This is a genomic window from Marinomonas vulgaris, from assembly GCF_018145875.1.
Classification (GTDB): domain Bacteria; phylum Pseudomonadota; class Gammaproteobacteria; order Pseudomonadales; family Marinomonadaceae; genus Marinomonas; species Marinomonas vulgaris.
Window position 1 is genome coordinate 1 of the sequence record NZ_JAGSSV010000005.1, and the last position, 18,993, is coordinate 18,993.

23 protein-coding genes are annotated in these 18,993 nt (G+C 42.2%); 8 read left to right on the forward strand and 15 right to left on the reverse strand.

The window, feature by feature from the left end; translation table 11 throughout:
• The first annotated feature begins 42 nt into the window (after nucleotides 1-42).
• Nucleotides 43-1,284, forward strand: a complete 1,242-nt coding sequence (locus J9B83_RS05610; protein ID WP_211535765.1) for a sensor domain-containing diguanylate cyclase — start codon at nucleotides 43-45, stop codon at nucleotides 1,282-1,284.
• A 139-nt stretch (nucleotides 1,285-1,423) separates the two neighbouring features.
• Here the strand turns inward: J9B83_RS05610 and yjjG are convergent, their stop codons facing one another.
• The 7 genes from yjjG to J9B83_RS05645 all read right to left on the reverse strand — a co-directional run bounded on the left by yjjG (nucleotide 1,424) and on the right by J9B83_RS05645 (nucleotide 7,500).
• Complete coding sequence (yjjG, locus tag J9B83_RS05615; protein WP_211535766.1) at nucleotides 1,424-2,119, reverse strand: pyrimidine 5'-nucleotidase; 696 nt, start codon at nucleotides 2,117-2,119, stop codon at nucleotides 1,424-1,426.
• An 18-nt stretch (nucleotides 2,120-2,137) separates the two neighbouring features.
• Nucleotides 2,138-2,692 (reverse strand): inosine/xanthosine triphosphatase, encoded by a 555-nt coding sequence (gene yjjX / locus J9B83_RS05620; RefSeq protein WP_211535767.1) that lies wholly within the window; start codon nucleotides 2,690-2,692, stop codon nucleotides 2,138-2,140.
• A gap of 110 nt (nucleotides 2,693-2,802) precedes the next feature.
• Nucleotides 2,803-3,900: a chorismate synthase gene (gene aroC / locus J9B83_RS05625; RefSeq protein WP_211535768.1), complete on the reverse strand. Its 1,098-nt coding sequence runs from the start codon at nucleotides 3,898-3,900 to the stop codon at nucleotides 2,803-2,805.
• 9 nt (nucleotides 3,901-3,909) lie between these two features.
• Nucleotides 3,910-4,818 (reverse strand): 50S ribosomal protein L3 N(5)-glutamine methyltransferase, encoded by a 909-nt coding sequence (prmB, locus tag J9B83_RS05630; protein WP_211535769.1) that lies wholly within the window; start codon nucleotides 4,816-4,818, stop codon nucleotides 3,910-3,912.
• 44 nt (nucleotides 4,819-4,862) lie between these two features.
• Nucleotides 4,863-5,648, reverse strand: a complete 786-nt coding sequence (locus J9B83_RS05635; RefSeq protein WP_211535770.1) for a hypothetical protein — start codon at nucleotides 5,646-5,648, stop codon at nucleotides 4,863-4,865.
• 172 nt (nucleotides 5,649-5,820) lie between these two features.
• Nucleotides 5,821-6,852, reverse strand: coding sequence for a signal peptide peptidase SppA (gene sppA, locus J9B83_RS05640; protein ID WP_211535771.1), 1,032 nt, complete (start codon nucleotides 6,850-6,852; stop codon nucleotides 5,821-5,823).
• A gap of 3 nt (nucleotides 6,853-6,855) precedes the next feature.
• Nucleotides 6,856-7,500, reverse strand: coding sequence for an HAD-IA family hydrolase (locus J9B83_RS05645; RefSeq protein ID WP_211535772.1), 645 nt, complete (start codon nucleotides 7,498-7,500; stop codon nucleotides 6,856-6,858).
• A gap of 67 nt (nucleotides 7,501-7,567) precedes the next feature.
• On the opposite strand from J9B83_RS05645, the gene J9B83_RS05650 reads away from it, so the two are divergent.
• The 3 genes from J9B83_RS05650 to J9B83_RS05660 all read left to right on the forward strand — a co-directional run bounded on the left by J9B83_RS05650 (nucleotide 7,568) and on the right by J9B83_RS05660 (nucleotide 9,077).
• Nucleotides 7,568-7,984 carry a MaoC family dehydratase gene (locus J9B83_RS05650; RefSeq protein ID WP_211535773.1) on the forward strand — a complete coding sequence of 139 codons (417 nt, stop codon included), beginning with the start codon at nucleotides 7,568-7,570 and terminating at the stop codon, nucleotides 7,982-7,984.
• 153 nt (nucleotides 7,985-8,137) lie between these two features.
• The gene (locus J9B83_RS05655; protein WP_211535774.1) at nucleotides 8,138-8,446 is read left to right on the forward strand and encodes a hypothetical protein; all 309 of its coding nucleotides are present in this window, start codon (nucleotides 8,138-8,140) and stop codon (nucleotides 8,444-8,446) included.
• A 37-nt stretch (nucleotides 8,447-8,483) separates the two neighbouring features.
• The gene (locus J9B83_RS05660) at nucleotides 8,484-9,077 is read left to right on the forward strand and encodes a CBS domain-containing protein (protein WP_211535775.1); all 594 of its coding nucleotides are present in this window, start codon (nucleotides 8,484-8,486) and stop codon (nucleotides 9,075-9,077) included.
• A 40-nt stretch (nucleotides 9,078-9,117) separates the two neighbouring features.
• Here J9B83_RS05660 and tusA read toward each other — a convergent pair whose 3' ends face one another.
• Nucleotides 9,118-9,351, reverse strand: coding sequence for a sulfurtransferase TusA (tusA, locus tag J9B83_RS05665; RefSeq protein ID WP_211535951.1), 234 nt, complete (start codon nucleotides 9,349-9,351; stop codon nucleotides 9,118-9,120).
• Nucleotides 9,352-9,411: 60 nt separating this feature from the next.
• Nucleotides 9,412-10,005 (reverse strand): alpha/beta family hydrolase, encoded by a 594-nt coding sequence (locus J9B83_RS05670; RefSeq protein WP_211535776.1) that lies wholly within the window; start codon nucleotides 10,003-10,005, stop codon nucleotides 9,412-9,414.
• 181 nt (nucleotides 10,006-10,186) lie between these two features.
• Here J9B83_RS05670 and hemN point away from each other — a divergent pair, with 181 nt between their 5' ends.
• From hemN to J9B83_RS05685, 3 genes are read left to right on the forward strand one after another with little or no spacing between them, the layout of a single operon-like run.
• Nucleotides 10,187-11,557 carry an oxygen-independent coproporphyrinogen III oxidase gene (gene hemN / locus J9B83_RS05675; RefSeq protein WP_211535777.1) on the forward strand — a complete coding sequence of 457 codons (1,371 nt, stop codon included), beginning with the start codon at nucleotides 10,187-10,189 and terminating at the stop codon, nucleotides 11,555-11,557.
• A gap of 21 nt (nucleotides 11,558-11,578) precedes the next feature.
• Nucleotides 11,579-12,340 carry a fumarate/nitrate reduction transcriptional regulator Fnr gene (fnr, locus tag J9B83_RS05680; RefSeq protein ID WP_211535778.1) on the forward strand — a complete coding sequence of 254 codons (762 nt, stop codon included), beginning with the start codon at nucleotides 11,579-11,581 and terminating at the stop codon, nucleotides 12,338-12,340.
• A gap of 23 nt (nucleotides 12,341-12,363) precedes the next feature.
• Nucleotides 12,364-12,906, forward strand: coding sequence for an adenine phosphoribosyltransferase (locus J9B83_RS05685; protein ID WP_211535779.1), 543 nt, complete (start codon nucleotides 12,364-12,366; stop codon nucleotides 12,904-12,906).
• 77 nt (nucleotides 12,907-12,983) lie between these two features.
• Here the strand turns inward: J9B83_RS05685 and J9B83_RS05690 are convergent, their stop codons facing one another.
• The 4 genes from J9B83_RS05690 to J9B83_RS05705 form a co-directional block, all read right to left on the reverse strand.
• On the reverse strand, nucleotides 12,984-13,550 hold the full coding sequence (locus J9B83_RS05690; protein WP_211535780.1) for a YfaZ family outer membrane protein: 567 nt from the start codon (nucleotides 13,548-13,550) through the stop codon (nucleotides 12,984-12,986).
• 10 nt (nucleotides 13,551-13,560) lie between these two features.
• Nucleotides 13,561-14,400 (reverse strand): tRNA 2-thiocytidine(32) synthetase TtcA, encoded by an 840-nt coding sequence (gene ttcA / locus J9B83_RS05695; RefSeq protein WP_211535952.1) that lies wholly within the window; start codon nucleotides 14,398-14,400, stop codon nucleotides 13,561-13,563.
• A gap of 92 nt (nucleotides 14,401-14,492) precedes the next feature.
• Nucleotides 14,493-15,011, reverse strand: coding sequence for a SprT family zinc-dependent metalloprotease (locus J9B83_RS05700; protein WP_211535781.1), 519 nt, complete (start codon nucleotides 15,009-15,011; stop codon nucleotides 14,493-14,495).
• Nucleotides 15,008-16,771 carry a RecQ family ATP-dependent DNA helicase gene (locus tag J9B83_RS05705; RefSeq protein WP_211535782.1) on the reverse strand — a complete coding sequence of 588 codons (1,764 nt, stop codon included), beginning with the start codon at nucleotides 16,769-16,771 and terminating at the stop codon, nucleotides 15,008-15,010. The genes J9B83_RS05700 and J9B83_RS05705 overlap by 4 nt, the downstream gene beginning before the upstream one ends.
• Before the next feature lie 96 nt (nucleotides 16,772-16,867).
• On the opposite strand from J9B83_RS05705, the gene J9B83_RS05710 reads away from it, so the two are divergent.
• Entirely contained in the window at nucleotides 16,868-17,515 is a 648-nt protein-coding gene (locus tag J9B83_RS05710) for a UPF0149 family protein (protein ID WP_211535783.1), read from the forward strand.
• Between the two features lie 5 nt (nucleotides 17,516-17,520).
• Here the strand turns inward: J9B83_RS05710 and J9B83_RS05715 are convergent, their stop codons facing one another.
• Both J9B83_RS05715 and J9B83_RS05720 read right to left on the reverse strand, forming a co-directional pair.
• Nucleotides 17,521-18,669 carry a SpoIIE family protein phosphatase gene (locus J9B83_RS05715; protein WP_211535784.1) on the reverse strand — a complete coding sequence of 383 codons (1,149 nt, stop codon included), beginning with the start codon at nucleotides 18,667-18,669 and terminating at the stop codon, nucleotides 17,521-17,523.
• Between the two features lie 10 nt (nucleotides 18,670-18,679).
• Nucleotides 18,680-18,982, reverse strand: a complete 303-nt coding sequence (locus J9B83_RS05720) for an STAS domain-containing protein (protein WP_211535785.1) — start codon at nucleotides 18,980-18,982, stop codon at nucleotides 18,680-18,682.
• Nucleotides 18,983-18,993: the final 11 nt, after the last annotated feature.

Consider the following 18,993-nt stretch of genomic DNA (forward strand, 5'->3'; position numbering starts at 1 on the left):
AACAAGGCAGAATGAGCTTGTTTAGGGGCTAAAAGTACCGAAGTGAGTGACTTTTTGTGGTTTTTAACCAAATTAGGCATTCTGGGCACAATGCGAATTCTTAATCGCAGTTTCCCAAGCCAAGCAGCATTAAAAGACAAAAAGCCACAAATAAGCTCACCGAATATGTCACTCCTTAAAAATCTTATTGTGGTTATTTCTTCACCTATTATTAATGAAGAGGGCGAATACTTTGGATTTATCGGTGGTACGATTTACCTAAAAAACTTCAATATTCTGAGTAAAATTTTGGGTGAGCATTATTACGAAAATGGCTCCTATATTTATGTTATCGATGAAAATAAAAATGTGCTTTATCACCCTTACGTTGAAAGAATAGGAACGCAAGCTGGAAATAACAGCGGTATTGACGAGATGCTAAGTAAAAAGGAGGGCGGAATGGTCCTAACCAACAGCTATGGCGTTGAAATGCTGGCAGGGTATTCTACTATTCCTAGCACTGGTTGGATTATAGTTACACAAAGCCCTGTCGAATCCAGTTTAGTACCCCTTACAGGGATTATGCAGAAAGTCATCATTCGAACATTGCCTATGGCATTTATTGTTTTCATTTTCATTTGGTTCTTTGCTCGCGCTATATCACGTCCACTGCAGCAGTTAGCTGACAAGGCCAAATTGTTAAACAGCCCAACCGTTGGCAAAGAAATCAGTGGTATTCGATCTTGGTATGTGGAGAGCATAAAGCTGCAAAAAGCATTATTAACGAGCGTAAAACTCATTCAAGACCAAATTATGGATTTACGCAAAGACGCCGAAACGGACCCTTTAACTGGTGCCAGTAACCGACGAGCATTAAAACTAAAACTGGGCCAATTAAGCCTTTTGGAAACGCCGTTTAGTATTTTGGCGTTGGACATAGATCACTTTAAACACGTAAATGACACCTTTGGTCACCCAGTTGGCGATGAGGTTCTTAAGCGAACCACGTATGTTATAAATACTTTTTGTCGTGAACACGATTTGGTGTCTAGAACAGGCGGCGAAGAGTTTGTTTTGTTGCTTACCAACACGACAACAGACGATTCGCTGTTGATTGCGGAACGCTTACGCCTTGCCATCGCCAATACCAAATTTAAAACTGTTGGTCATATTACCGTGTCGATTGGTGTCGCATCATGGAAAAAAGAAACCACGGCGACGTATGAAGAAACCTTGTCTGTGGCGGATGAAGCATTGTATGAAGCAAAAGGAAATGGCCGAAATCAATGTGTCTATAAAGAATAAAAAAGCTATTTAACAGGCCAAAAGGCCTGTTTTTCTAACATTATACTATTTCCGATAATAACATTTATCGGAAATAGTGAGTGTATATTCATATGAGTAAATACCTCTGTTGATACCTTTGCCTTAGATTTTATCGATTTTAGTTTTGTATCAGCACGTCGTGCAATTGTTTTAATGAACTCACTTGAAATGTCGGTGCCTTGTTTTCAGTTAAGGTGTTTTCTGGAAGTAATTTGTTGTGATGATTAAGCCAGCAAGTATCCAGGCCTATTCGATTACCTCCAAGTACATCGGACTCCAGTGTATCTCCTACCATGAGAACCTGATGTTTTTCGGGGTTACCCATTTCTATAAGCGCTTGTTCGAATATTCTGGGATGAGGTTTAGCAACACCAACTAATTCAGAAATGATCACAGGAGAAAAATACGGCAAGAAACCTGTTTTTTCTAAACGTATATGCTGCAGCTGTTTAAAGCCATTAGTAATGATGCCCATACGCACGTTATTTTGATGCAAGTAAGCCACCAGTTCTCGAGCGCCGGCTAAAGGCTCACAAATATCAGCCATAGCATTTAAAAATTGTGTATTTAGTGTGTGCGTGGCGATGTTCAGTCGATCACTCCATTGCTGGAATCGTCGTGTTTGAAGCTGTTCTGCGCTGATCGTACCGTTTTGATACTCTACCCAAAGTGGTTTATTTAGTGACTGATATTCATCGAAGTCTTGCTGTTCAAATGAAACGCCATGAGTGGCAAACATGTGTCGTAACCCAGAAAAATTGTCAAAAGAAAACAAGGTTTCATCGGCGTCAAATAGAATCCACTGGTACTTCATTGCTGTCCTTTAAAATCGTTAGTTTGTGTAATGCTCTGGGTGTAATACAGGCGCTAAGGCAAGTACCAAAGCCTGCGTATAAATGCTCTGCCTAGTCGCAACATTATTGGTCAATAAACCGATCGCGCCGCCCTTTTGTTTTATGTTGCTGGTTTTAAACGCATCGTCCATCAGTGACCCAAGCTCTTCGTTAGCACATAAGCGCTGATAAAACGGCTGAGGTAATGGCAAATTAGCGGTACGACCAGTTAATAATCGACCGCTTTTGTCTAAAATAGCCACATAGGCAAAGGTTGCTGGCCCTTCTTCGAATAGATCAACGCCCCCTTCCATCGCTACGTAAAAATCACTTTTGCTTTGGCTATCAGCTTGCAGACAATAACGAATACGGTTTTGTGCGCCAAGCCGTGTTTCGGCCTCAGTCATTGGTTGATCTGACACACCAGATAATGCATTGATGCCGTCACAATCCAGCGATACTGTAGGAAACATAAGCTCAAAAGCTTCCTTTGCGGCTCGTATTTTTACTGGGTTAGTTGAGCCTACACAGATAGAATAAGTCTGTGTTGTCATGTGTTTGACCATTGAATTTATTATATAAAAAAGTGAATTTAGACAGCGAATCATCAACAAAAAAAGCCGTTATTATTGTCAATAACGGCTTTTAATGATCAAGCATTTATTTACGCTTGACCGTTAATAATCGGCGTCGGGCAAACGACGTCTGCGTTTTGGCCTCTGTGTCGCAACAAATGATCCATTAGGGTCAAAGCCAGCATGGCTTCGGCGATGGGGGTAGCTCGAATACCAACACAAGGATCGTGGCGTCCTTTGGTAATCACATCAATCGCTTGTCCTTCACGATCGATGCTTTTCCCTGGGATAGTAATACTTGATGTAGGCTTTAATGCCATGTGTACGACAATATCCTGACCCGATGAAATGCCGCCTAATACGCCACCGGCATGGTTGGACAAAAATCCTTCTGGGGTCATTTCGTCACGATGCTGGCTGCCTTTTTGCTCTACGACATCAAAGCCGTCGCCAATTTCCACGCCTTTAACCGCGTTAATGCTCATAATAGCCTTGGCGATGTCCGCGTCTAATCGGTCAAAAACAGGCTCGCCTAAACCAGGCATGACATTTTTGGCGATAACCGTGATTTTTGCCCCGACCGAATCTCCCTCACGACGAAGCGCCGTCATGTATGCTTCCAGTTCTGGAATGGCATCAGGATCTGGGCTAAAAAAGCTATTGTCATACACTTGAGTTAAGTCTTTTACGGCCAACTTAATAGGGCCAAGTTGAGACAAGAAGCCTTGAATTTCAATACCAAATTGTTGCTTTAGGTATTTCTTAGCGATGGCACCGGCTGCCACCCGCATGGCGGTTTCGCGCGCCGAAGAACGACCGCCACCACGGTAATCTCGAAAACCATATTTCTGATCGTACGTATAGTCAGCATGGGCGGGACGAAAAGTATTGGCTATGTTGCCATAATCTTTCGAGCGCTGATCGGTGTTTTCAATTTGTAAACCGATAGAAGTGCCTGTGGTTTTACCTTCAAATACACCAGATAAAATTTTGACTTCGTCCGCTTCACGGCGCTGTGTGGTGTGTTTTGATGTGCCGGGTTTGCGTAGATCGAGATCTCTTTGTAGATCCGCTTCGCAGATTTCAATTCCTGGAGGACAGCCATCAACAATTGCACCCAACGCGATGCCGTGACTTTCACCAAATGTGGTGACCTTAAACAGTGTTCCAAATGTATTACCAGACATAGGTTCTATTTACTCTTGTAATAGTTCGATAAGTTGTTCTTTTGTAAGAATAAAAACGCCGTTCCCACCCTGCTCTAACTCAACCCACATAAAAGGGACATCGGGGTAAGCCGCTTGTAAAGCCACTTCTGAATTGCCGACTTCGTAAACTAATATGCCGTTATCTTGCAAATAATGGGCGGCTTGGGCTAAAAAAGCCCGCGTAAAATCTAAACCATCTTCACCCGATGTCAGGGCCAACTCAGGCTCATTATGAAACTCAGCGGGGGCGCTATGAAAATCATTTGCATCCACGTAAGGCGGATTGCAAATAATCAGGTCGTATTGTTTTCCAACTAAGCCGGCAAACATATCCGATTGAATCGTTTGTACTCTATCTTCCACTTGATGTCGCTGAATATTATCATTTGCGACCACAAGCGCCGCCTCACTAATATCGCTTAAATCCACTTGAGCATCGTCAAAGACTAAGGCAGCCGCTATGCCTAAACAGCCCGACCCAGTGCACATATCTAATATATTGAGTGGATAATGTGCTAGCCAAGGTGCAAATTCACTCTCAAGTAATGAAATAATAGGCGAACGCGGAATTAAAGTATCTTTGGTCACTTTGAAAGGCAGGCCCATAAACCAAGCTTCACCCAACAAATAAGGCAGTGGTTCACGTTGTGTAATTCGGCGGTGAACTAATTTCAAAATATGTTTTTTTTCATTATGAGTGAGCGAGCAATCTAGCATGTCACGATCAAAATCTAGCGGTAGCTTCAGCGCTCCCATGACTAATTGAACGGCCTCATCCCATGGGTTATCGGTGCCATGACCATAAAATAAGTTTGAATGCTGGAAACGGCTGAAGGTCCAGCGAATAAAATCTTTAATACTTGATAAATCTTTAATGGCAGATTGTTTGTATCTCATGGTCTCTTCTTATTGATGATAACGCAATGGCGGTATTATATCGGTTATTGTTTCTCGTCTCTATGTTTGCCTTGATCGCTTTTGAGGGAAGCCGTCAATGCATCGAGCTTCTCAGTCATCAATTGCCAATGCTCATCAATCTTAATCGCATGCTTTTTTGTTAGTTTATCCAATAAGGATTCTAAGCGTCGGTTTTCAGATGTTAACAGTGAGAGCTTAGCGTCTTGCTTTGCCAGATCAACTTCTTTTTGTGAGAGGTTCAGTTGCAGCTCAGCACTCTGGCTTTGTTCTTGTTTTAATTGCGCGTTAACCACTTTATTTTGTGACAGTAGGTCTTGGTATTGCTGTTTAATATGGCTGTTTTGTTCTTGGCAAACAGCAAGCTTCTGCTCTGTAAGCGCAAGCGCATTTTGTGTTTCGTTATTTTGAATGTTTAATGCGTCCAGTTGATTTTGCGTTTCGACCAAAGCTGAAGACAAAGAATCATAGCTGCCATTGGCCGCATCTTGTTTGTTCGCATGATGCATTTCTATTTCAGCATTTTTTTCATCGAGTAATTGACCTAAGTGTTGAGTGGCCTCTCGCGAAAAACGCTGGAAGACGGGCAGTAACAAAGTATTCAGTTCTTGAAGTTGATTTTGCTGATGATTAGCGTAACTTTCTTCCCATTCTGTGATGGCGTTAAGAAAAGTGGTGTTCGAACAGCGGCGACCATCTTTTTGTAAAAAATGCTGGGTTAATCTTGGAATATTGGGGAAGCGATTCGTCTCGATCAGCTCCCAGCAGGCCTGGTGTATTTCTTCCTTGGAAATGTTTGCTTTACGCGCCATGAGATTATTAAAACCTTTTTATAAATAATTAAAGTATATATATTACGTATTTTATCTTTATAAATAAAGTACAAACTAGCTGCGTCGATTGAAAGAACACAACCCGGTAACGATGTCATAAAAAAAAGCCCCCGAAGGAGCTTTTTCTATAAACAAGAGCTTATTAGCTCGATTAATGAAGTTGAGGGTTACTCAGTACTTTTGTGGCTATTTTAACCCCCAACTCTTTAGCCAACACTTCCCACGCATTTTCACTTGGGCGGTAGAAGACCGGCAAAGCGTTAGGGAAACGATTGTTTAACAGTGTGTTCACACTGGATAAACCATCAATCAAACCAATGTCCACCGCTTGCGCGCCGGTAAATACCATGCCAGAAAATACATCGTCAGTGACCGTAAGGCGTGAGCCGCGCCCTTCTTTTACTGCACTGATAAACTGCTGATGTGTTTCGTTTAATACAGCTTGCCATTTTTGTTGCGCCTCTTCTGTCATAGGGGCAAACGGATCCAAAAAGGCTTTGTTGCGTCCCGCGGTAAAGGTACGACGCTCTACACCGATTTTTTCCAGTAATTGGCTGGCATCAAAACCTGATGAGATAACACCGATTGATCCAACTAAACTGGCCTTGTCGGCGTAGATTTCATTAGCCGCCGATGCAATGTAATACCCGCCAGAAGCCGCCATATCTTCAACAACAACCAAAATAGGAATCTGCGGATACGCTTGCTGCTTACTTCGAATAGCATCATAGATAATGCCAGAGTGAACAGGACTTCCGCCTGGACTGTTCATTTCAATGACTACACCTTGTAAAAAATGGTTTTGATAAGCGTCATCCAATAAATTCACAAAGGTAGAGGCCTCAATTGCAGCTTCGGAGCCAATGACACCACGCATTGGGATCATGGCCACCACGTCTCTTTCCAAACTGACTTCTTGAAAGTTTGCTTTTGCAAACCAGGCCGCGCCGGCGGCAATTACCAGCATGAATGTGAATAACCGAAAAAATATTTTCCAGCGACGCGCCCTACGCTTCTCAATTAAATTCTCACTAAGAGTCTTTTCAAGCAAACTCCATATTGCTTTATTTGGATCAAGCTCAGCACGTTCTTCTTGCTTTTTGCTAGCCTCGTTGTCTGTAGAGGCGTCTTGATTTGAGGCTTGCAGCTCAGCTTTTCGGTCTTCGTCTTCTGTCCAACTCATTATTTACAATCCTAAAATACGCGGTAATTGAGTAAAATCCTCGATAAGCCCCATCGGCTGGCACGCTTTGAGACGCGCTTCTTCATGTGCGCCGTACGTTACGCCAATACTTTTGATACCCGCATTGCTCGCCATGTTCAAATCATATTCTGTATCACCAACCATGACTGCCTCTTCAGAAGAAAGAGAAAGTTCATCTAGTAATTCATTCAGCATCAAGGGATCAGGTTTGGAGAGCGTTTCATCGGCACAGCGCGACGCAATAAAATACGCTTTTGTTTGGGTTAACGAAAATGCACGCTCTAACCCTCTGCGACTTTTGCCGGTAGCAACAGCCATTAATACGCCGGCCTCTTTGAATTGGTTCAGTACAGACATTACACCAGGGTACGCGCTCGGTGGCGTTTGATCAGCAGACACATAAAGTTGTTTGTAATGCTCTACGATACACCCTTGTTCGCGCAAGGAAAGTTCCGGCCAAACAACAGCGACGGCTTTATCAAGCGATAAACCGATGATATTTTTAATATCATCCTTATGCTTTACGGGGGCATGGGCCAACTCACCGGCTTTTAGCATGCTGTCACAGATTGTATCAATGGAGTCGAACAAGGTTCCATCCCAATCAAAAATCACCAATTTAACCATAGATACCTCTTAAGAATACGGCGACGAAAGTGTACCATAACGCAAAATGACACAATAAGGATTAGCAATGACTTCAGGTTATACATTAGAGCAACTGTCGATTGATCAGAGCGTTGAGTATCGTAAGATTGTTACACAAGAAGACGTACAGGCATTCGCAACCATAACAGGAGACACTAATCCTGTTCATTTAGATGCAGAATACGCGGCCACAACATCGTTTGGCCAACCAATTGCACATGGCATGCTCACTGCTGGGTTTATATCAGCGGCCATCGGCACCCAACTACCTGGGCCTGGCTGTATTTACCTAGAACAAACGTTGAAATTTCGAGCGCCCGTGTTCATTGGTCAAGAAGTTGTCACTGTTATTACGGTTACCGACATCAACACACGCCGTCGTCGCGCTACATTAAAAACTGTGTGTGAGTGTGATGGAAAAACAGTTGTTACAGGTGAAGCAACTATTATGTTACCCGCTTAAATGAATAAAAAGGTCTCTTAAGTGAATCTTTGTTCTGACATAATCGCACCAAAACAGATTGGATAGAGGAAAAAACTGGTATCTTATAAAAAACGCTGTGCTTTAGAATAAAGCGAGCTTATATTAAAAGCACAGCCAATGATTGAGATTGCCATGAAAATTCAGTTACTTATGATTATCGCCGTGATTGTATCGTCTTTATTGACGATCTCTCAGCGCGTGCATGGTCAAGAAGTAAATCAATTTCGTTGGCTTGAACCCAGTGTAGAGCAAACATTTGACAAATTAACTGCATCAGATAAGGAAACGGAATCTGATAATAGCCATATTCAAATCTCTACAAACAAGCATCTTGTTGGCAATAGACTCCAGATCGCTTTCGCGTCAAATACGGTATTTGCTACTGCAAATCGTTTCCGTAACACCATCAACCCAAGAGCTCCTCCGTTTTCATCGATTTAACTCATCCTACTCTTCTTTTTTATTATTAGGATTTATCATGAAAACATTAACTTATGTATCAACTAAAGACGTTAACGCATTAACTTGGCCTGTTGTTGTCAACGACATAACACTTTACAGCCCAGCAGTGTCGGTGTTTACAGACTTTGAAAAAGCGGGACCACGCGTAATAGAGGCTAACACTCGCGCTGATGAGCTTGTTCTGCTAATGCGCAAAGAGCACGTAAGAATGAAGCTGGTTGTTGATGCTACCAATCGCTTCATTGGTATCATCAGTCTTGAAGATTTATCGGAAGATATTTTTATCACAAAAGTAGCCGATGGTTTCACTCGATCAGAGCTCTTAGTCGCTGATTTAATGCGGTCAAAAGATGTGTTATTAGCGTTGTCATACACGTCTTTGAAACATGCGGACATTGAATCGTTATTGTTCAGTCAACGTGCTAACAAATTACAACATTTACTAGTCATTGATGAAGAAACCAAGGCTATACGTGGCGTTATCTCATCAAACGATATAGCACGCCAGCTCAGAATAGATGTAGACACGGCATTTTCCAATTTTGCCACACTTTATGAAAGTGTTGTCATGTCGCCAAATGAAAGAGAGCAAAAACGCAAAGTAGCTTAAGCCCTTTAAAACCAGCCTAGGCGCATTGCTTAGGCTGATTTTATTTACTTTTCTTTTCAATCCAATAGTAATACGTGCTCTCTTCCTGCTTTTGCTCTAAAAGCGTATGCCCAAGAAATTGACAGAATTTTGGAATATCCCGAGTTGTCGAAGGATCGGTTGCGATTACTTTTAATACGTCTTTCCCTGCTAATTTTCTCATCTCAACATGGAGCAGCATGACGGGCTCAGGACAAAGCAATCCTGTCGCATCCAATATGGCTTTATGGTTTATCACTCTTGTAATCCTTATTCCTTCGATTTGATGTTGTTCAAATTAGTGTGTGTAAAGCGTTTATGTAATTAAAGCCTGCTTTTCAAGCCAGCTCTCAACAACCGATGCCAACTCATTAACGATCTCTTGTTCACTTTTATTGTACTTTTTCAGCACTTTAAAGTCATGATCAGCACCTTCTATCCAAACTATTTTAACAAGCTCAGGAAGCGCTTGCATGCTTACCCATTCAAAAGCCCCCAACTTATCTCTAGTACCTTGAATGATGAGACAGGGCTTTTCTAGATGTTCGAGAAATGCCAGACGATGTTTTTCAGGCTTACCTACCGGGTAAAAAGGAAAGCCAAAGCACACTATTGCCTTCACGGATGGTAAATGGCTAACCTGAGTAGCTACCCTTCCCCCCATTGATTTACCAGCTATAATACAGCTTTGCTCATCAGTAATGGCATGTTCAAACTCTGGAATGAGAGTAGGAAACTTTGGTGGCGGGCGCTTTTTCCCTGTAATTTCTTGGTCTTTCATATAACCAAAGGTAAGGGGGGTAACGCGAAGTCCATTTATACTTGATAGGGCTTTACTAAGTCGGGTCAAAAAAGCACTTTGATGTCCCGCTCCTGCTCCATGCGCAAGATAAAAAGAAGATGATTCCATAGAAGCCTACTAATTTAATTATCATTAAAACAAATCGTGCCACAAAATGAATGTAACCAGAAGAAACTGTGCATTCTTTTGGTTCTTTTCTCATAACATACAAAAAGCTTTGATATGAATCAGAAAGCGATGATCAGCCAAAGAGTAGACTTCCATTAGAAAATTTAATAGGAATAACATCATGATCTGGGATTCTTCACTCATAGCAAAATACGATTTGTCTGGCCCCCGCTACACATCTTATCCAACCGCACCACAATTCAATCCATCCATCAGTAAATTTGCTCTAATCGATAAAATGCTGATGCCATCTTCAGCGCCATTGAGCTTATATTTCCACATCCCTTTCTGCGCTAATCTTTGCTACTACTGTGCCTGCAATAAAATAGTCAGCAAACAATACAGCAAAGGTGTGGAATATGTTGAGTTGCTTGGAGAGGAAATGCGCCTGCGTAGTTTGATGTTAGATCACACCAGAGAAGTCACGCAATTGCATTTTGGAGGCGGTACGCCCACTTTTTTAACAGAAGACCTTATACGCACACTTTTCGATACGATTAAACAGCATTTCACTTTGGTCAACGATGGCACTCAAGATTACAGTATTGAAATCGATCCAAGAGAAATCAGCCGATCAAAGCTTGAGTTATTAACTGAAATGGGCATCAACCGAATCAGTGTGGGCGTGCAAGATTTTGATATCAAAGTTCAGCAAGCCATACATCGTGTTCAGCCTTTGGATATGGTCAAAACCCTCGTCGATGACGCTCGCGAACTGGGCATTAAATCCATCAACTTTGATCTCATTTATGGCCTACCTTTCCAATCTATGGAAGGGTTCAGACAAACATTAGACCAGGTAATTGCCTTATCACCAGAGCGAATTTCACTGTTTAACTACGCGCACCTTCCTGAGCGATTCAAAGCGCAACGCCGCATTACAGACGACAGCCTGCCCATTTCCAGTATGAAGCTAGAACTGTTAAGAATGAGCATCGAGTACTTGATCAACGCTGGGTATGAATATATCGGCATGGATCATTTTGCTAAACCAGATGACACCCTTGCTCAGGCACAAAAGAAAGGTGAATTACAACGTAATTTCCAAGGTTATACGACTCATTCGGGTACTGATCTAGTCGCTTTTGGTGTATCTGCTATTAGCGATTTGAATGGTGTTTATATTCAAAACCACACAGATCTTGACGATTACCGAAACAGCATTGAAAAAGGCCAACTCGCTATTGCTAAAGGGTATATCAGCAATGGGGATGATCATATACGGCACGACGTGATTATGACGCTCATTTCACAGTTCAAACTCAATGTCGCTGACATTGAAGAAAAATATAACATTCAATTCTTTGAATATTTCGCAGTAGAAGTAGACAATCTAGCGCCTATGCTTGATGATGGGATGTTGAACATTGACCAAAGTGGAATGCAGACCACTTTATACGTTACAGAACGAGGAAGATTATTAATTCGCTGTATTTGTATGGTCTTTGATAAATATTTAAATAACACCATAAAGTATTCCAAAGTGATATAGGTAGAGATCAGGGAGATTCCAATGTCAGCCACACACACACAAACACGTTTCAACAGCACGCTTACGTCGCAATGTCAGAACTGCAGCTTAAGTGCACTTTGCCTTCCACTTGCACTTGCAGATGAAGACATTAATAAACTGGACCAGATTATTGAACGGAAAAAACCTCTCAAGAAAGGGGAATTCCTGTTTCGCCAAGGTGAAACATTCGACTCAGTCTTCGCCGTACGTTCAGGCACACTAAAAACCTTTAATATTACTTCCTTAGGAGAAGAGCAAATTACAGGATTTTACTGCCCAAGTGAGTTGGTTGGTTTGAGCGGTATAGATGAAAACATCTACCCTGTGTCCGCCAAAGCACTGGAAACGACGACCGTATGTGAAATTCCTTTTAGCCATCTTGAAGAATTGTCTTCACACATCCCTTCTTTAAAGCGTCAGCTGTTCAAAGTGATGAGTCGTAAAATTTCTGACGACCAGCAAATGATGGTGTTGCTAGGCAAAAAAAACGCCGATGAAAAAGTCGCGTCTTTTTTATTAAACCTGTCTAATCGCTTTAAAAAACGTGGTTATTCTGCAAGTTCATTCCGTTTATCCATGTCTCGTGGCGAAATTGGCAATTACCTGGGTCTAGCGGTTGAAACCGTCAGTCGAGTGATTACCCGCTTTCAGAAAAATGAGTTGATTCATGTAGACGGCAAAGAAATTGAAATCATCAACTTCCCAGAAATTCAAAAACTCGTTGGGGTTGCCAGTGATTGTGGTAAAATAGCTCATATTTAATTGATTAAAAAGGCTTTTATAGCATGCTATACGATGACTTCTATGTGAAATCCCTAATCCAAACTATCGAAGATTGGCCAAAACCTGGTATCAGTTTTCGTGACATCACCCCTATTTTCAGCGACCCAAAAGGTATGAGGATGGTGGTAGATGCTTATGTACACAGATACATGGCATCAGATATTACTCACATAGCTTGCATTGATGCTAGAGGATTTTTAATTGCCGCAGTATTGGCTTATGAGCTTCAAAAGCCTCTTATCTTGATACGCAAGAAAGGCAAACTTCCAGGCAAAACTATCTCTCAGAAATACGCACTGGAATATGGCGAAGCAGAATTAGAAATTCAACAAGGCGCGGTTAAATCAGGCGACCAAGTACTCTTGTTTGATGATCTTATTGCAACCGGCGGTACTCTTTTTGCGGCCATTGAATTGTTAACCAGCCAAGGGGCAAACATTAAAGAAGTCGCTGCGATTATCGACCTACCCGATCTAGGCGGCAGTCAAAAATTAATCGACAGTAACGTATCAGTATTTAGCCTTTGTGCTTACGATGGCGATTGATTCGACATAATTCCGTTGGATGCTAAAAAGGTGGCCTTGGCCACCTTTTTGTTTTTTACAGAACCTAAAATCAGTTCTTAGAAACTCACCGTTGCACCAACAGCTAAGTTATCGTCTGATTCGTTGCGGCTACCATCGTCATAAACGGTAACGGTTTTACCGTAGCTAACATAAACACGTGCATTTCGCATGGTCATGTATTCACCACGGAACTCATAGGTGTACATATGATCTAGATCGCCAAAAGACAGAACTTCAGGAGAGTAATACAAAGAACCATAAATACTGACACGGTTAGCTTGTGGAAGAGTGTATCGGTACCAACCACCCAAGCTTAACGCCATGGAAAAGTCGTTATCGTCTGCGCGGTTTTCATCAATGGCATAGACACGTGCACCCAAGCCCGCTTGCAAAGGACCACTGGTGTCAGAATCTTCCACCGTGACACCAGCATAAGCAGTAGAAGTGTCAGCATCATCGTCTCGCGTAATACCGGCATTCACCCCAAAACTGCCCATACTTAAATTAACATTACCTTTGACAGTCTCATTCGTTAAACTAACGCCAGCCGAAGACGCCATAATAACAGAAGAACTGAAAAGGCCAGCGGTCAATAACAAGGTTTTACAAGTAAATTGCTTCATAACTATTATCCTATAATGAAATAATATTTAGTCGATCAAAGGCCTCTTTAGACTGCTTTAATCCTTTAAAATCAAATAATTCCGTATCTGCCAAATGAGATGGAACCACATTTTGTATTGCAGAAAACATTGTCTCGGTACGACCCGGAAACTCTTTCTCCCACTTTTGTAGCATGTCTTTTACTACCTGACGCTGTAGGTTTTCTTGAGAGCCACAAAGGTTACAAGGAATGATTGGGTATTCCTTAATGGTCGCAAACGCCTCTATGTCTTCTTCCTTGCAATACGCCAATGGACGAATCACAATGTGTTTGCCATCATCGCTGAGTAACTTAGGTGGCATGGATTTTAACTTACCACCAAAGAACATATTCAAAAACAAGGTTTCTAGAATGTCGTCTCTGTGGTGTCCAAGCGCAATCTTAGTCGCCCCAATTTCTTCAGCAAAGCCATACAAAGAGCCGCGACGCAAACGCGAACACAAACCACAGGTAGTTTTCCCTTCGGGGACAATCTCTTTGACGATGCTGTAAGTGTCACGCTCCAATATGTGAAAATCCACACCGATGCTTTCTAGGTATGCAGGCAAAATATGCTCTGGAAAACCAGGCTGTTTTTGATCTAGATTAACCGCAATAAGCGTAAAATTAATAGGCGCACTGGCTTGTAAATTTCTTAAAATTTCAAGCATGGTGTAAGAGTCTTTACCACCTGATAAACACACCATCACCTTGTCACCTTCTTCAATCATATTGAAATCGGCAATGGCTTGGCCTGTCAATCGACGAAGGCGTTTCTGGAGCTTATTCAGCTCTAATTTTTCTTTAGGTCGGTTCGATAAATCCATCATAAATACGCTATAAACAAAACGATGCCATAATACTATAAGCATGCCTTTATCGCATTAAAAATGAAAAACAACCTACAAAACGACTTAAAAATTCATTTTTTAGAGACAAACTTTAAAACACAACGACAGCGTTTACAGATGTACTCTGTCCCTCGCAACGCCTTATTGTGGCGCAATTTGCTAAATTGATGCGTCTGGCAGTCACATTGATACTGAAAACTCTGTTTTGGCGGAGGCACATCAAAAGTGTGGGTTCTATCAGGCGACTGATCGTATACTTTACGCATCACAGCTTGCCATTCTTTGCCATGAGGCTTGACCGAATTGCCATAGATTTGAAAGACGATGATATGGGCGACTTCATGGGGTACGACGGATTGTAAAAATTGATCGGGGTGTTGTCGAAACATGAAATGGTTGAATCTAAGCTCATTTTTATGCAAGTGGGCCGTTCCTGCCGCTCTGCCCCTTTGTTTTAAATTATAGCTCGGCATTTTAAAACGATGACCAAAAAAAACATTTGCCTTACTCATGCATTCAGCCACTTTTTGCTCGATAAGAGCCAAGTCTTGCGCTTGATCATAGCTTAATGATGAAGAAGCAGTGGTCATACTGCAGCCTTTTCTTCAAAAAGATTTTTTGGATGTAGAAGAGCCAGAAGATCTTCCGCAAAATCAGCAATCGATTCTTTTGGTAAGCCTGTTATTCTGCTCAGACCAGCTACATTGGTGGGTTTGTGCAAGCAGATCATCCGTAGCTGACTTTCACTGATGCTTAAAGGACGAGCCGTATATTTCCAGGCTAAAATTTTGTGCCAATGCACACTGTCCACGGCCAGTTGATCTTCTTCAAGTCTTGGATAGTAATGCTCTGCTGCAATAATCACCTGCTTTTCACCACGTAAAATGGCGCGTGATGTTTCGTTCAATTGCACGGTAAAAAGGGTTGAATGACCAATGGTGATGTATTCAAAGGCAATTAGGTGTCGAACAACCGATTTCCACTGACTCTCACCCAGCTCTTTTCCCTTGCCGAATAGGGCTAAACTCTCGCCTTTAATCTCTTTAACTGGCTTACTCTTCTTCCCAAGTAATATCTGAATCAATACAGAAAAAGGCTGAACTCCCTTGGTGTAATAAATCAGCGACAACAACTTCTGGCTGGCAATGGTGACATTTTGCTCTGACTGGTTCGACTGACAGCGATCACAGTTACCACAGTCAGAGACTCTTTCATTGAAATGAGACAACAAATTATGACGACGACAGCCCCTCTTCTCCAATACTCGAAACAAATCACCTAGGTGACGAGCTTCCTTTACCGCAGACTGAGGTTGAGAGGTTGCCAACTGTCGAGCTTGAAGCATATCTTGAAGACCGTAAAGCAGTAAGGCCTTAGCGGCCTGCCCATCACGCCCTGCTCGACCTACTTCTTGAAAGTAAGCCTCTGGGCTATTCGGTAAATCCATGTGGACAACAAATCGAACATGCTCAATGTCGATTCCCATGCCGTATGCGGTGGTTGCCACCATGATAGAGCCTCGTTGAGAGACAAAAGTAGCATGGCTGTGTTGTTTTTCCTCATCGCTTAAAGCGGCATGATAGCAAACACTTGGAAACCCTAAGCCATTTAGCCAACAGGATAATTCTTCGGTCTTCTTACGAGATCGACAATAAATGATACCGGTTTGACCTGCTACTTCGTGGTGTAAAAAATAGAGAATTTGCTGCTTGGCTTTTCGTTTTTGTGCAATATGCAAATAGATATTGGCTCGATCAAAACTGCTTCGTAGCACCAAACAAGAAGACAATTTAAGGGACGATTGAATGGTATCAACGGTGTTTTGATCCACCGTTCCTGTTAAAGCAATAATAGGAACAAGAGGAAACGTTTCTCTTAATTGCCCAAGCTGACTGTATTCAGGTCGAAAAAAACCACCCCACTGGGCAATACAATGGGCTTCATCGATGGCAAAAAGCGCTATGTCCATACCCTGTAAAAAACGAATCACGCTAGGCTGAGTCAATTTTTCTGGTGACAAATACAACAAATCAATGTGGTCAGAGTGCAACGCCCACGCGAGATCGTCCTGCTGGTCTAAATTCAGGGTTGAGTTTAAAAACTTGGCTCGAATGCCTTTTGTATTTAATTCTTCTACTTGCTGATGCATAAGTGACAGCAGAGGACTCACAATCACGGCCACCCCAGTGCGCATTAATCCTGCCGCTTGGTACACCAAAGATTTACCGCCACCCGTAGGTGCTGCAAGCAATACATCCTGCCCAGCAACCAAAGCATCGATCGCCTCTTCTTGCAAAGGACGAAAGTCTGAATATCCAAATCGTGAAAGTGTCTGTGTCTTTATGTTCATATTAGAATTATCTCTTAATGCGTTGCTTTCTGCATCGATTTTTCATCGCCTTTTCGCTAGAATCGGTGACTTAATCTGCATTAGGAAAACACGAATATGGCACATCAACCGCTTGATGATCTTGAGTTAGAAACATTAGAAGCTTTTTTGGAGTCCGATCAAGTTCATGAAGAATGCCAGAACTTTGTCATGGCACACGGTTTTTTAACCGCTTTAGCTGTTTGCCCTTCTCATCCCCCTGAAGAGCAATGGCTTCCTGTTATTTTCGAAGACACGCCACAGTTCGACAGTGAAAAACAGGAAAAGCAAATCCTTCAGTTTTTATCCCGTCTGTTCGTTGATATTCAAAAGGAGCTGGAATCTGAAGATGAATTTTTAGTGCCTTGTGAACTTGAAATGGGTGAGTCAGCCGAAGAATTAAGCGAGCTGCAAGAATGGGCGTCTGGTTTCATGGAAGGGGTTTTCATGACAGAGCAACATTGGTTCGAGTCTGAAAAAGAAGAAGTAGTAGCCGAGTTGCTATTGCCTATTATGGTGGCTTCTGATCTTTTTGATGACGAAGAAGTCATTCAAATACGCTCTAGCGAAAAGTTAACGCAATCTTGCATCGATCAAATCCCTGACGTGATCACCGATCTGTTTTTAGTGTTGCGCACCGAGCCAGAAAAGCGCCCTTTTCCAAAGCCACAAGCTAAGGCTCAAAGCAAAGGTAATAAAAACAAAAAAAAAGGCGGTAAGAAATAACCGTTTTATAAAAAAGAGCTTCTGAGCGCAACAAGGGTGATGTCATCCAGTTGCGCTGCATCTCCACGGTATTCGGCCAACACACGCTCTGTTTTTTGTTGGGCAAGGATTAAGTCTTTATTTGCGTAGGCTTCAGTAATCAATCGCTCAACCTTGTCGTCACCCAGCATGTCACCCTGAGGGTTTTTTAGCTCTAACACACCGTCCGACACAATAATCAGCGTATCACCTGGATTTAAGTAATGGCTGTGTAAGTCAGCTTCGAATTCATTGGCTGGCAAAATGCCTAAAGGCATGTGACTGGATTGCAAATAGTCTATGCTGGCATCCGAACGCCGAATCAACGCATTTGGCATGCCACCACCCCAATACAATAAATGCCCATCTTTACTCATTAAAATCAAATAACCCGCGCAAAACATATAGTCTGGCAAGATACTGAGCAATATTCGATTGATACGCTCGGCTAACTCCCCCATTTCGACCAGCTCGTCAACCGCATCAAAGAATACCTGCATGACCGGTAAAGCCCCAATCGAAGCGGGTAAACCGTGGCCTGTAAAGTCGCCCACAAATACCAAGCGAGCCCCATCGGAACGGGTTTTAACGAGAGCCAAATCACCATTAAAACTGGCCGCTGATAAACGTGTAATGGCCACATGCTGGGAGTTTTTTTCGCTGCGCGTTTGGATATGATCCAGCACATGATGAGCCATTTCATGCTCGCGCTCGATCATGGTTTGATAATAGGTCAAGGCTTTGTTTTTTCGATACATTTCTTTTATTAAAGCAATGTGACGCATATGCGTTTTTAATCGAATGTTAAGCAATACTTCGCTAAAGGGCTTGGGAATGAAATCGTCTGCGCCGTACTGAAAACATTTGTCCATCACAGCATCAGCGGTATCAGAAGCAAGACAAATTATGGGAATGAAACGACTACCAGATGCTTGTTTTAACACTTTCACCAACTCAAAACCGTCTTTGTCCTCCAGCAACACATCAAGCATGACAATATCGGGGATGAATTCCTCAAAGGCCCTTACAGCGGCATCAAAGCTCGACTCGCATCTTACTTTAATGCCTTCTTTTTCTGCGTACAAAGAAATAATGTCGCGATAAACCAACTCACTGTCTACGCACAATAATTTCATTTATAAGCCCTTATTGGATGTCAAAACGTTTATCGAAACGCGAAATCATTAAAATATTTTTAATAAAGTCATTAGCGCCTTTTAATTCAATCGGTAAGGTCGCATCAATTGCGTTTCTCATGCTCAACAGCATACCGAGTGCTGCGCTGTCTAGATACTCCACCATGCTCATATCAATCACATAACGCGAATAAGCATGAGGCAAATCAGAATACGCCGCACGAAAATCATTAAACAGAGAAAAGTCAAAGCTCCCCATGATACTAATGACAACGTAGTGTTCAGAGTCGTTTGCAGTAACGGTAATACTCATAAAATCATCGA